A 12240-nucleotide genomic window follows, 5' to 3' on the forward strand; every position below is an offset into this window, starting at 1 on the left:
CATGGAACGCTTAACCCAGAGCCGGTTGTTTTTTTGGTCGCTGCTCACTTTGGTTTTTCTCGGTATCCTGTATATGTTGCTTCAGATCGAGCCGATGATTACGGGAATTTTCCTGTTTTTTAAGGCAGTACTGGGCCCCTTTTTTGTAGCGGTCATTATTTCCTATCTGCTCAATCCGATTGTAAATATGTTAAGTAACCGGGCCGTTCCCCGTTCGGTAGCGGTGCTGCTCATCTATTCGCTGTTTATCACTTGTATTGTGATTGTCATCTTGAATTTGGTTCCCTTACTCAATGCCCAGTTGCAAGAAATCATCGAACACTTTCCTCAATGGAACCAGCAGGTGCAGTCCTGGATTGAGCAGTACAATCACAATAAAGATGCATTGCCGGAGAGTGTACAGGCGGGGATTGAAAAGACTTTGAATCGCATCGAAGCGGCCATTACCGACGGAGTAGGCGATTTGATGGGGAGTCTGGGCTCAACAATCAATCATCTATTTTTAGCGTTAATCGTCCCTTTTTTGGCTTTTTATATGCTGAAGGATGTGCACTCCATTGAAAGCACTCTGATTAAATGGCTCCCGCTCAAAAGCCGGAAAGAAGCGCATCGTTTAATCAAGGACATCGACAGCGCCCTGGGCAACTACATTCGCGGTCAGCTGTTGGTTTGTGCGGCGGTGGGGATGTTCGCCTATATCGGATATTTGATTATCGGCTTGCCCTATGCTTTGTTGTTGGCGGCATTGGTAGCGGTGTTTAACGTGATTCCCTATCTGGGCCCCTTTTTTGGAGCGATTCCGGCGATATTGGTTGGTTTTACCGTATCCAAAGAATTGGTATTCGGTGTGGTGATCGTCAACCTGATCGTGCAAGTGCTGGAAGGGAATGTCCTCTCGCCGCAGATTGTGGGGCGGACGCTTCATTTGCACCCGATGATGATCATCTTTGCGTTGTTGGTGGGAGGAGAGATCGGCGGGATCATCGGATTGATTTTGGCCGTGCCCTTTTTCGCGATCCTCAAAGTAATCTTCGGACACATCGTTGCTCATCGTTTCAAAGGACAGGTTTGAAGCGGGGAGGTTTCGTAGTATAATATAAATAGACAAGCTTGAGAGCAGAATGCGATGACGGAACCGAAGTAGACCGTTCTCCCGTTGCAGAGAGAGGAGCCCTTGGCTGGAAGGCTCCTTCGGTGCAGGCGGTTGAAAGCCAGTTCCCGAGTGCAGGTGAAGAGCCTGCCGGCTAACGCCGTTATCCCTTGAAGTGACTGTCTGCAAAGTATGTACCGGCAAAAGCGATCTGGATCGGTTACATATGAACTTTGCTGAATCGATCGCAGGCAGTAATCGGGGTGGTACCGCGGGAGCCTTTCTCGTCCCTGAAAAAGGGGAGGGAAGGGTTTTTTTGTTGGATTTTTTCAAAGGAGGGCGCCTAGATGAAAGCAAATGAGATTCGACGCAAGTACCTGCAATTTTTCAAGGAAAAAGGACACCGAGTGGAGCCGAGCGCATCCCTGGTGCCGGTAGATGATCCGTCGTTGTTGTGGATCAACAGCGGAGTGGCTACGCTGAAAAAGTACTTTGACGGACGGGTAAAACCGGAGAATCCCCGGATCGTCAATGCGCAGAAAGCGATTCGTACCAATGACATCGAAAATGTGGGTTATACTGCCCGCCACCATACCTTCTTTGAGATGCTGGGCAACTTCTCTATTGGAGACTATTTCAAAGAAGAAGCGATTCTGTGGGCATGGGAGTTTTTGACTGATCCCAAGTGGATGGGGTTGGACCCGGAAAAGCTCTCGGTCACCATCCATCCGGAAGACGATGAAGCCTATAGGATCTGGAATGAACAAGTGGGCATTCCCTCAGAACGGATCGTCAAGTTGAAAGAGAACTTTTGGGATATCGGAGAAGGGCCGAGCGGACCCAATACGGAGATTTTTTATGACCGTGGAGAGCACCTCTGTGATCCTGATGATCCCGAATGTTATCCCGGCGGGGAAAACGAGCGCTATCTGGAAATCTGGAACCTGGTGTTCTCCCAGTACAACCACAACCCCGACGGCAGTTATACCCCGCTGCCCAAGAAAAACATCGATACCGGCATGGGGTTGGAACGGATGGCTTCCGTCATGCAAGATGTGCCTACCAACTACGACACCGACTTGTTCCAGCCGATTATCCAGGCTACCTGCAAAGAAGCCGGGGTGGAATACGGCACGGACCGGGAAACGGACATTGCGCTGAAGGTGATTGCTGACCACGTGCGGACCATCGTATTCGCCATCGGTGATGGCGTGGTTCCCTCCAACGAAGGGCGCGGATATGTGCTGCGCCGCTTGCTGCGCCGCGCGGTACGCTATGCCCGGGTACTCGGTATTGAGCGTCCGTTTCTCTATCGGTTGACCGGTGTTGTGGCGGAAGGGATGAAGGAATATTATCCCGAACCGGCACAAAAACAAGCGTTTATCGAGCGCGTCATCGAAGGAGAAGAGGAGCGCTTCCTGGAAACCTTGTCCGAGGGATTGCGCATTTTGAGCGAAGTGGTGGAAAAGGCGAAAGCGGAGGGCAGGGATATCATCACCGGTCAAGAGGCTTTCACCTTGTATGATACCTACGGCTTCCCGGTGGATCTCACCGAGGATTTCGCCCGGGAAAACGGGCTGAATGTGGATAAAGACGGTTTCGCCGCAGCGATGGAAGCCCAGCGGGAACGTGCCCGTGAGGCCCGACAGGATGTAGACAGCATGCAAGTCCAGGGCGGTGCTCTGGCGGACTTGGATGTACAGTCCGAGTTTGTGGGATATACCAAGTGGAGCACGGATACCCGTGTGGCTGCCTTGATCCATGAGGATCAGTTGGTGGATATGGTGGGAGCCGGTGAAACCTGCCTGATCGTGTTGGAGCAAACTCCCTTCTATGCTGAAAGCGGCGGACAGGTGGCCGACCAGGGGACGATCGTCTCTTCCCGGGCCCGTCTACGGGTGAAAAATGTGAAGAAAGGCCCCAACGGGGAGCACGTTCACACCGCCGTGGTGGAAGAAGGCACCATCCGACAAGGGGAAGAGGTACGGGCTGAAATCGATAGTGCCCAGCGACGGGATATTGTGAAAAACCATACCGCCACACACCTTTTGCATAAAGCGTTGAAAGAAGTGGTCGGCGAACACGCCAACCAGGCAGGTTCGCTGGTGGCAGCGGAACGTCTGCGGTTTGACTTTACCCACATCGATCCGTTGACGGAAGAAGAGCGCCGGGAAGTGGAAGAGCGGGTCAACCGTCAGATCTGGTCCAACCTTCCTGTGGAGACGATGGTGAAGCCGTTGGCCGAAGCAAAAGCGATGGGTGCTATGGCTCTTTTTGGTGAAAAATACGGGAATGAGGTACGTGTTGTCAAAGTGGGCGATTACAGTCTCGAACTGTGTGGCGGTACCCACGTCAACCAGACCAGTGAAATCGGGTTGTTCAAGATTATCAGCGAGAGCGGGATCGGCTCCGGGGTGCGCCGGATCGAAGCAGTGACCGGACAACACGCCTTCCGCTACTTTGAAAAACAAATGGCCCTGCTGCAGCAAGTGGCAGCCAAACTGAAATCCAACCCGGCGGATGTCGTGGATCGGGTCGATGCTTTGCAAAGCCGCATAAAAGAATTGAACCGGGAAACCGAATCCCTTCGCAGCAAACTGAACCGGCTGGAAGGACAAAGCTTGGTGAATCAAGTGGAAGAAGTAAAAGGTGTTCCCGTATTGACAGCCAAAGTGGACGTTCCGGATATGGACGGGCTGCGCAATATGATGGACGATCTGAAGAATCAGCTGAAAGAAGGCGTCATCATCTTAGGCGCTGTCAATGGCGGCAAAGTGCAGTTGGTTGCCAGCGTCAGCCCCGATTATGTCAAACAGGGACTTCATGCAGGGAAGTTGGTCAAAGAGGTAGCGACCCGATGCGGCGGTGGAGGAGGAGGCCGTCCGGATATGGCTCAGGCCGGCGGCAAAGATCCTTCCAAATTGGATGAAGCGCTGCAAGCCGCCCGCGATTGGGTAGGGGCTCAGGTGTAATGTTTTAAAAAGCGGTGGTATGGCGGATTGGTTTTCTCATGAAGAAAACGAAGATAATGAACACCATTTTGACGGACCTAGTGCGGCGACCGGCTGTGTGAATGGAAGATTCTCTCGTTCCCTTGAAAACATCCACGGGCAGAAAGAAGGAAAAAGAGGAAATGCATCCTTGTAAGGCGAATGTTCAGGAAAGGTGAGATTCAAAGATAGAAAGAGGTGTTTAGATTGTCCATGGATAAAACCATGAAGTTTGATTTCCGTGGCGAGGAGCTGGAAGCGAGCGCAGAAGAAGTGCTGCTAACGGTGTATCATGCTTTGAAAGAAAAAGGGTACAATCCGATCAACCAGATCGTGGGGTATTTGTTGTCGGGGGATCCCGCCTACATTCCCCGGCACAACAATGCGCGGGCATTGATTCGAAAGCTGGAACGGGATGAATTGTTGGAGGAATTGGTGAAATCCTATTTGGAGAACCACAGCTGATTAGTGCCCGTCAATAGGTAAAAAGCAGGAGTGAAGACATGCGGGTGTTGGGTTTGGATATCGGCGAAAAACGGATTGGCGTCGCGATTAGCGATGAATTGGGTTGGACTGCTCAAGGGGTGGAAATCATTCGGCGTCCAAACGGGGACGACAGCTGGTTGGAACGCCTGGGTCAATTGATCGAGAGTTACCAGGTGAACAGCATCGTTGTTGGATTTCCCCGTAATATGGACGGCAGTATCGGTCAGCGGGGAGAAGCGTGCCGAGAAATTGCAGAGAAGATCAGGCAGCGCTTCTCCCTGCCTGTTCATTTGTGGGATGAGCGGCTCTCAACCATGGCTGTGGAACGGACGTTGATCGAGGCGGACATCAGCCGCAAAAAGCGGAAAAAAGTAGTGGATCAAATGGCGGCATCCTGGATTTTGCAGGGATATTTGGATGCTCGAAGGAGGCATACTATTGAGTAATTACAGTCATCCGGAAGATGAGTTTATTTTTATCACCAATGAAGAGGGAGAAAAGGAGCGATTTCGAATCATCCTGACGTTTGAGCATGATGAGACGGGAAACCAATACATGGTGGTCGCTCCAGAAGAGGATGAAGACGCCCAAGTGCAGGGTAATGACGACATAGTGGAACAAGATGTGTACGCTTTCCGGTATGAAGAAGAAGGCGAACAACTGAAGCTGTTTACCATTGAAGATGATGATGAATGGGATATGGTAGAGGAAGTGCTGAATACCTTCCAAGAAGACGAAGAGACGGAGTGAATCTTCCTATGAAAGAAAGGAATCCCCGGCGGACAAAAGCTCAAAAAATGGATATGCTGGAACAGGCGCGAGGGGTCGATATCACACTCCCTTCAGGGAAGAGCGAGCAGGACACCCGCTATCGGCTTCTTAAAGAACTGGACCTAAACGGTAAGCACTATGCCGTTATGTGTCCCTGGGATGATTCCGGTCATGATGCGTATCTTTTCCGGGTCACGGACCAAGCAGGCGAATACTCTTTAGAGCATGTGGAAGACGACTACGAATGGGAACAAGTGGCGGATGCCATAGACGAAATGCTCTATTTTGACGAATGGTGACGAATGACGGGGAAAATCCCCGTTATTTTTTTTGGTAAGCTGTGTTACCATAAAGCCTGATGTCAAATTGTGAGCGAAGGAGTACCCATGATGAGATGGCTGATGCGATTTGTGTATACGATCATCCTATTCGCGGCATGGTCTACGTTGGCCTATATTTATGTGGATCATTCTCTGAGCTCCCCTCCCCGAGACAAGCCTGTCACCTTATCCATTCAGCCCGGCGCTACCAGTGAAGATATCGGGCATCTTCTGATGGAAAACGGACTTATTCGTAAAGATTGGTTCTTCAGCACATATTCCTGGCTGACCGGAAGTTCTCGAGGCCTGCAAGCGGGTGTTTACGAAATACGTCCCGATATGGATATTGATGACATTTTGGACATGATTACTCATGGAAAGCAAAATACCATTCCCGTGACGATCCCGGAAGGGTTTACCACCGAACAGATTGCGAACCGGCTGCAAACCAAAGGGATCAACCGGGAAGAGTTCCTTGAGGCGGTGGATCATGGGCAGTACGATTATGCCTTTCTCAAAGAGATTCCCAAAGGGAGAGAACGCCGTCATTGGTTGGAAGGCTACCTTTATCCGAGTACATACAACATCCCCAAAAATGCCAAAGCCGAGGATGTCGTCAATATGATGCTGGGCCAATTCGATCAGATTCTCAAAAAAAATCGGGTCATGGATCGATTGGAAAGCCGCAATATGACGCTGGACCAGTTGGTGAATGTGGCTTCCATCGTTGAAAGGGAAGGTCAGGTAAAAGAGGAACTGCCCAAGATTGCCGGGGTGATTTACAATCGTTTGGATCAGGACATGCGATTGCAAGTGGATGCCACGGTGCAATATGCTTTAGGGGAGCATAAAAACCGGGTGCTCTATAGCGACTTGGAGAAACAAAGCCCCTACAACACGTATCTTCATACCGGACTTCCACCGGGACCCATTTCAAACCCGGGGGAAGATGCCCTTTTGGCTGCGCTGGAACCGGAGCAGCATCAGTATCTGTATTATGTGACAAAGAAAGACGGCTCCCAAGAGCACTATTTTGCGAAGACCTTCCAGGAGCACCGGCGCTACATCTTCCAAAGCAAAAATCAGTTGCAAAACAGCAGCAACTGATGAAGGGATTTATTGTTTGCTGGTTCAAAACGACAGAGCTCTTCTGCGGCGGACAGAAGGGCTCTGTCCCTTTTTCTGCAAAATTTCGGATATGAGATAGTACAAAAATCCGGTAACATCCACAGGAGAGCTGTGTTATGCTAACGGTATGAAAAAACAGCAAGAGGGGAACAAACCAATGAAGTGGTTCATACGATTCATGGTAACTCTTCTGTTGATTGCGGCAGTGTCCGTGCTCGGATATATGTATGTCCAATACACGTTAAGCTCACCTCCCCGGACAAAACCTGTGGAAGTGGAAGTTTCCCAAGGGGACTCCATTATGCAAGTAGGTACACAGTTGGAAAAGAAAAAACTGATCCGCGACGATCTGTTTTTTGCCGCCTACGCAATGGTCAAAGGCCAAGCCAAGGCCTTGAAGCCCGGTGTATATGAGATTCCGCCGGGGACGGATGTGAACGGAATCCTTGATATCTTCTCCCATGCCGAAAACAATGTGATGCGGTTAACCGTCCCGGAAGGGTATACGGTGGACCAAATCGCTGAGGAGCTGCAGAAAAAAGGAGTGGACAAGGAGGCTTTTTACCGAGCGGTTAATCAACGGACGTACCGACATCCCTTCCTGCGGCACATCAACAGCAGCAAGCGAAAATATTTGTTAGAAGGATACTTGTATCCCTCCACCTATAATTTGTCCAAAAACACGGACCCGGAAAAATTGGTGGATAAAATGTTGGACCAGTTTCAACAAGAAATGGATCGGGAGCAAGTCCTGCAAAAGTTGAAGGCCAAAAATATGACGGTGGATGAATGGGTCACCATCGCTTCCATCGTGGAGCGGGAGGGGCAGGTGAAGGACGAGTTTCCCCGTATTGCCGGAGTGATCTACAATCGATTGAAAACTGGCAAGAAGCTGCAAGTGGATGCAACGGTCCAGTACGCCCTTGGGAAACAGAAAGAGCGCTTGTATTTCAAGGATTTGAAAGTGAGAAGTCCCTACAACACCTATTTGTACCCGGGACTTCCGCCGGGCCCCATTTCCAACCCCGGCAAGCAGGCGCTGAAAGCCGCCCTGAACCCTGAAAAGCACCAGTACTTCTTCTATGTGACGCGAAAAGACGGTTCGGGACGCCACTATTTCGCCCGTACTGAGGCGGACCACCAACGCAATATCCTCCGCAGCAAACAGGAAGCCCGGGGGCAGACCTCGAGTCAAGGTGAGCCTTCCTCCGGCAACGGTTCCTCGTCACAATAATAGGGAGCGATGATCAGAAGAGTATTAATGTGGTGATCAAAAGAATGGTCATGAACCTCCCCCGGTTTTTACCGGGGGTTTTTTCGGCATCAGCGGATCTCCTGTCTTCCGTAGGAGGGACCATTAGGCAGGGAATAGAAGGGTCAGAGAAGAGAAGGGGCCTGATCTTCCTTTTCTTCCGGTACGCCGACGAGCAAATATTGCAAAGTGTTATCACCCCAATTATGAATCTGATGTCGCGCCCCCGGGGGGATTTCCACGCATTCATCCCGTGCCACGGGATAATGATGTCCGTCCACCCGAATAAAACCACGACCTTGCAATACATACAGCAGCAAGCGAAAGTTGTTGTGTGTTTTTACCGGTGTTTTGCTCTCGGGGAGCAACTCTTCCATTACGATGCGCATGTTGCTCCGTTCACAGAAACTCCACTGTTGATATCCCGAACGGTTCATTATATGAGGCACCGAATGTCTTGTCCGTTTCAAGCTACTCATCCTTTCTGTTGAACCGCAAACCGCAGCACCCCCGGTTATTGCTTAATAAAAAAATACCCGGAGTCACCAGGTATTTAACATCAAAATCCGAACAAAAAGGATTTATTTTTGTGAGACAAAAGCGTCCCAAGGGCGTTTTTCGTTTTTGGCCTTAAAATAATCTCCGCCCTTTTTCACGGTATCGTCCGTTCCCCAATCAATTTCTTTATCCAGCTTCTTCAGGCGGGGGATGTGCTTGGAGCAATGGATGTAGGCTTCTTCTACCTCCACCATCACCCAGCGCTCCGGTGTACGCCCGCCCTCGGTGAAGATGTCCTGCCGGATGACATCGGGCAAACCGGGTTGGCTCAGCAAATCCTCATTTTCAAAAATCTTCGCTTTGCCGTTGACATGAAGACCGACGGCTGTACGGAAAAAGTCGATGAACACCATGCCGATGTGGGGATTTTCCGTGATATTTCCCAAGCTGGCCATTACGCCGTTGCCCCGGTATTCCGGGTAGATCAAATATTTATCATCAAGGACGCGCACAAATCCCGGTTCACCGGCACGAAACGAACAGTCACACTCTCCACGGGCATCCGAAGTGGCGATAAACACCATCTCCTGCTCCGCAATGTACTCTTTCATGATGTCGTTCAGCCGGTCCAACATTTGGTAGTTGTAAAAGGTGAGGGCTTGCTTGGTCGTACCGTAGCGTTCTTGCAACAAGTGCTCCCCTCGAGAACCCGGCATCTCAGGATGGGAATCCGGGAGACCGCTTTTTTCTTCAACAGAAGCTGAGGGAGTGTTACCAAGTTGCTGGGCAATCAAAGACTTGCCCTTTTGAAATTTGCGGGCAAGGCGATTGTAGTATCTTGTCCACATAGGGAAGACATCCTTCCTCTCCGGTCTGTAATCGCTTCGGTCATCCTCCATCACATTACCACAGGGGTAAAGGAATAAACCACTAACCGACTCAATCGATTTTTTCATTATAGCAAGACTAGAACTTCGAGTGTCAAGTTTTGACATAATAAATAGAATTTTTATACGATTATTATAGCATGATGCGTTGGAAGCGCAGAAAATATTGTGGAAAACAGAGTAGGTTTAATCAAAATTTATTTCCACTTAAACCTTTGTTAACGATCGGTCGGTACAGTCGAATGTGAAACGGATCCTTTGCGTCATGAAGACATGAAAGGAGAAACCGTATGGATAAAAAGATTACGAGAAGGAAGTTTATGACCTATTTGGGGGCAGGAACCGCGGCATTGATCGGTTCGGCCGCCGGTGTATATAAAGTGCTGGAAGCGGCGGATGCAACCCAAGCCGCCACAACGGCGGGTACACCCAAGGGTATACCTTTTCAACCGATCTCTCCTTCCGACAAAGACGAATTGGTCTTGCCGAAAGGCTTTACGTATGATGTCGTAGCTGCTTGGGGCGATGACATCGGCAACGGGGAAAAATTCGGATTCAACTGCGACTTGACGGTGTATTTTCCCATCAATGGCTCTTCGGAACACGGCTTGCTGTGGGTGAACCATGAGTACACCGGAGACGGAAAAATCTTCCTTTATCCAGAAAACACCCCGGAGGCTGAGAAGCACAAAATCGAGCAGTACAACCTCGGTGGATCGGTCATCGAGATCAAGAAAGAAAAGGGTAAATGGGTGTTGGACAAGAAGTCCAAATACGCCCGTCGGATTACGGCTAACACTCCGATGGATCTAACCGGTCCGGCACGCGGAGACAAAGCAGTCGGAGGCGTGGCCGAAGTGGAAGGAACGTATGCAAACTGCAGCGGCGGCCGCACCAAATGGGATACGGTGCTCACTTGTGAGGAAAACTTTGAAGAAGATGCCAAACGCTGGGGTCGCAACCTTACCCACTACGGCTGGGTCGTCGAAGTGGATCCCTTTGATCCCAAATCCAAGCCGAAAAAACATACGGCGCTGGGACGATTCTCCCATGAAAATGCAGCAATGACGCTTTCCAAGGACAATCGGTTGGTCGTCTACATGGGTGATGACAAAGCGGATGAACACTTCTACAAATTCGTTTCCAAAGGGAAATACGATCCGGCCAAAGGGAAAGGCAACAGCAAGTTGTTGGAAGAAGGAACCCTGTATGCAGCCAACTTGGAGGAAGGAAAATGGTTGCCGCTGGATCTGGAAAAGTCTCCGAAGTTGAAGGAGAAGTTCAGCACCCAGGGCGAAGTGTTGGTGAACGCCCGAGAGGCGGCCAAACTGCTGGGAGCAACACCGCTGGATCGTCCGGAAGATGTGGAGGTAAATCCGGTGGACGGATGCCCCTACCTTGCCTTGACAAACAATGTGGCACGCGGCAACTACTATGGCCAGATCCTTCGCTTCATCGAAGACGGAAAAGATGCTGCGTCGGAAACTTTCTCCTTTGATGTATTTGCTGTCGGCGGACCGAAGAGCGGATTTGCTTGCCCCGATAACATCTGCTTCGATAAAAAAGGGAACCTGTGGCTCTTCTGCGACATGTCTTCCGACAAGTTGAACCAAGAAGGTCCCTATGAAACCTTCAAAAACAACGGCGCGTTTTTCATCCCGACCCAGGGGCCGAACAAAGGAGATGCCTTCCAATTTGCATCCGGCCCCGTGCAATGTGAAATGACGGGTCCGTGGTTTACTCCGGATGAGAAAACCCTCTTTATTGCGGTACAACATCCGGGTGAAGAAACCACCGACCTGAACAATCCCACCAGCCGTTGGCCTTATGGGGATACCCCGAAACCTGCGGTGGTGGCAGTCCGGGGGTTTTAACCGATGCTAACCAATATTGGACTTCCGGGGCTCATCCTCATCCTGTTGCTGGCGCTGATCCTCTTCGGACCCAAGCGCTTGCCGGAGATGGGACGGGCCTTCGGCCGAACCATTAAGGAATTCAAGGAATCTACATCGGGAATTTTCAGTGACGATGACAAAAAGGAAGAAAAGAAAAAAGAAGCGGCAACAGATCAGAAAGATTCTTCCAAAAGGATCTGAATTCCCGAGTATCAATCGATTCACCACTCCGCAAAAAACGAAAGCCAAACCGAGCAAAACACAACGAAGCCCGGCACGGACTGTGATGTCACGTGCTGGGCTTCGTTTTTTCCATCCAATAAGAGGGGTTCTTTTTCCAAAGAAGCAGGAGGGAGGTAGCCAAACCGGCACAGCTGACGGTCAAGAAGGTATACAGAATGCGCAGCGGATCAAAAAACCAGCTTCCGCAGGCGAGGATGCAGGTATCCCAGAGGAAGATCAGCAGCCCCGCATTCCATCGTTTATGTTGGGCAATCCATTGGGCCAGGAGATCGAGACCGCCGGTGCTGGTTTCACAACACATCATCAGTCCGACGCCGCACCCGATCAACAATCCGCCGATCAGCGCGCTGGGAAGGAGGCTCCAATCGAGCCACCCCCGCATAGGCTCCAACAGCTCGATCCATCCGGAAGAGATCAGCATGCCGTATAAGCCGCTGATCAGCATCTTTCGATTGACTATACTGAGAAAGATAAATACCGGCAGACTTAACAGGATCATCGAACAACCGGTGTGCATCCCCCACAGATATTGCAGGATCAGAGCAATTCCCAAAATGCCCCCGTCCAACAGGCGGTGGGGGGTGATAAACAGTTGCACTCCCAGCCCGATCAGACTGCCGCCGAGCCAGATCGTTCCGTGTCGGTACATACGATCCCCTGCTTTTTTTCCTGATGTTATT

General features: G+C 50.5%; 13 protein-coding genes. 10 read left to right on the top strand and 3 right to left on the bottom strand.

The features are described 5' to 3' along the window. The first annotated feature begins 1 nt into the window (after position 1). The 8 genes from IEW70_RS06665 (at position 2) to mltG (IEW70_RS06700) (ending at position 8019) form a co-directional block, all read left to right on the top strand. A complete protein-coding gene (locus tag IEW70_RS06665) occupies positions 2–1072 on the top strand; it encodes an AI-2E family transporter (protein WP_188647157.1) in 1071 nt (356 codons plus the stop codon). A 365-nt stretch (positions 1073–1437) separates the two neighbouring features. After that, positions 1438–4062: an alanine--tRNA ligase gene (gene alaS, locus IEW70_RS06670; RefSeq protein ID WP_188647158.1), complete on the top strand. Its 2625-nt coding sequence runs from the start codon at positions 1438–1440 to the stop codon at positions 4060–4062. Between the two features lie 231 nt (positions 4063–4293). Then, positions 4294–4545: an IreB family regulatory phosphoprotein gene (locus IEW70_RS06675; protein WP_188647333.1), complete on the top strand. Its 252-nt coding sequence runs from the start codon at positions 4294–4296 to the stop codon at positions 4543–4545. Between the two features lie 38 nt (positions 4546–4583). Next, positions 4584–5012, top strand: a complete 429-nt coding sequence (gene ruvX / locus IEW70_RS06680) for a Holliday junction resolvase RuvX (RefSeq protein WP_188647159.1) — start codon at positions 4584–4586, stop codon at positions 5010–5012. Continuing rightward, entirely contained in the window at positions 5005–5316 is a 312-nt protein-coding gene (locus IEW70_RS06685; protein WP_229751861.1) for a DUF1292 domain-containing protein, read from the top strand. The genes ruvX and IEW70_RS06685 overlap by 8 nt, the downstream gene beginning before the upstream one ends. Positions 5317–5324: 8 nt before the next feature. Beyond that, positions 5325–5636, top strand: coding sequence for a DUF1292 domain-containing protein (locus IEW70_RS06690; protein WP_188647161.1), 312 nt, complete (start codon positions 5325–5327; stop codon positions 5634–5636). Positions 5637–5726: 90 nt separating this feature from the next. Then, entirely contained in the window at positions 5727–6764 is a 1038-nt protein-coding gene (gene mltG, locus IEW70_RS06695; RefSeq protein WP_188647162.1) for an endolytic transglycosylase MltG, read from the top strand. Positions 6765–6942: 178 nt separating this feature from the next. Further along, positions 6943–8019, top strand: a complete 1077-nt coding sequence (gene mltG / locus IEW70_RS06700) for an endolytic transglycosylase MltG (RefSeq protein WP_188647163.1) — start codon at positions 6943–6945, stop codon at positions 8017–8019. Between the two features lie 143 nt (positions 8020–8162). Here the strand turns inward: mltG (IEW70_RS06700) and IEW70_RS06705 are convergent, their stop codons facing one another. Further along, a complete protein-coding gene (locus IEW70_RS06705) occupies positions 8163–8507 on the bottom strand; it encodes a cupin domain-containing protein (RefSeq protein ID WP_188647164.1) in 345 nt (114 codons plus the stop codon). Between the two features lie 111 nt (positions 8508–8618). Beyond that, complete coding sequence (locus IEW70_RS06710; RefSeq protein WP_229751862.1) at positions 8619–9383, bottom strand: pyridoxamine 5'-phosphate oxidase family protein; 765 nt, start codon at positions 9381–9383, stop codon at positions 8619–8621. 329 nt (positions 9384–9712) lie between these two features. On the opposite strand from IEW70_RS06710, the gene IEW70_RS06715 reads away from it, so the two are divergent. Together IEW70_RS06715 and tatA are read left to right on the top strand one after the other, a co-directional pair. Then, on the top strand, positions 9713–11296 hold the full coding sequence (locus IEW70_RS06715) for a PhoX family protein (RefSeq protein ID WP_188647165.1): 1584 nt from the start codon (positions 9713–9715) through the stop codon (positions 11294–11296). Between the two features lie 3 nt (positions 11297–11299). After that, a complete protein-coding gene (gene tatA / locus IEW70_RS06720; protein WP_188647166.1) occupies positions 11300–11518 on the top strand; it encodes a twin-arginine translocase TatA/TatE family subunit in 219 nt (72 codons plus the stop codon). Positions 11519–11606: 88 nt separating this feature from the next. On the opposite strand, the gene IEW70_RS06725 is transcribed toward tatA, so the two are convergent. Further along, positions 11607–12209 carry a YitT family protein gene (locus tag IEW70_RS06725; protein WP_188647167.1) on the bottom strand — a complete coding sequence of 201 codons (603 nt, stop codon included), beginning with the start codon at positions 12207–12209 and terminating at the stop codon, positions 11607–11609. Between the last annotated feature and the right edge of the window lie 31 nt (positions 12210–12240).

The organism is Marinithermofilum abyssi, from assembly GCF_014641195.1.
GTDB classification, from domain to species: domain Bacteria; phylum Bacillota; class Bacilli; order Thermoactinomycetales; family DSM-45169; genus Marinithermofilum; species Marinithermofilum abyssi.

Coding starts and splice junctions, on each gene's coding strand:
- IEW70_RS06665 (WP_188647157.1), top strand. CDS start 2: ATGGAACGCTTAACCCAGAGCCGGTTGTTTTTTTGGTCGCTGCTCACT.
- alaS (WP_188647158.1), top strand. CDS start 1,438: ATGAAAGCAAATGAGATTCGACGCAAGTACCTGCAATTTTTCAAGGAA.
- IEW70_RS06675 (WP_188647333.1), top strand. CDS start 4,294: ATGGATAAAACCATGAAGTTTGATTTCCGTGGCGAGGAGCTGGAAGCG.
- ruvX (WP_188647159.1), top strand. CDS start 4,584: ATGCGGGTGTTGGGTTTGGATATCGGCGAAAAACGGATTGGCGTCGCG.
- IEW70_RS06690 (WP_188647161.1), top strand. CDS start 5,325: ATGAAAGAAAGGAATCCCCGGCGGACAAAAGCTCAAAAAATGGATATG.
- mltG (WP_188647162.1), top strand. CDS start 5,727: ATGAGATGGCTGATGCGATTTGTGTATACGATCATCCTATTCGCGGCA.
- mltG (WP_188647163.1), top strand. CDS start 6,943: ATGAAGTGGTTCATACGATTCATGGTAACTCTTCTGTTGATTGCGGCA.
- IEW70_RS06710 (WP_229751862.1), bottom strand. CDS start 9,383: ATGTGGACAAGATACTACAATCGCCTTGCCCGCAAATTTCAAAAGGGC.
- IEW70_RS06715 (WP_188647165.1), top strand. CDS start 9,713: ATGGATAAAAAGATTACGAGAAGGAAGTTTATGACCTATTTGGGGGCA.
- tatA (WP_188647166.1), top strand. CDS start 11,300: ATGCTAACCAATATTGGACTTCCGGGGCTCATCCTCATCCTGTTGCTG.
- IEW70_RS06725 (WP_188647167.1), bottom strand. CDS start 12,209: ATGTACCGACACGGAACGATCTGGCTCGGCGGCAGTCTGATCGGGCTG.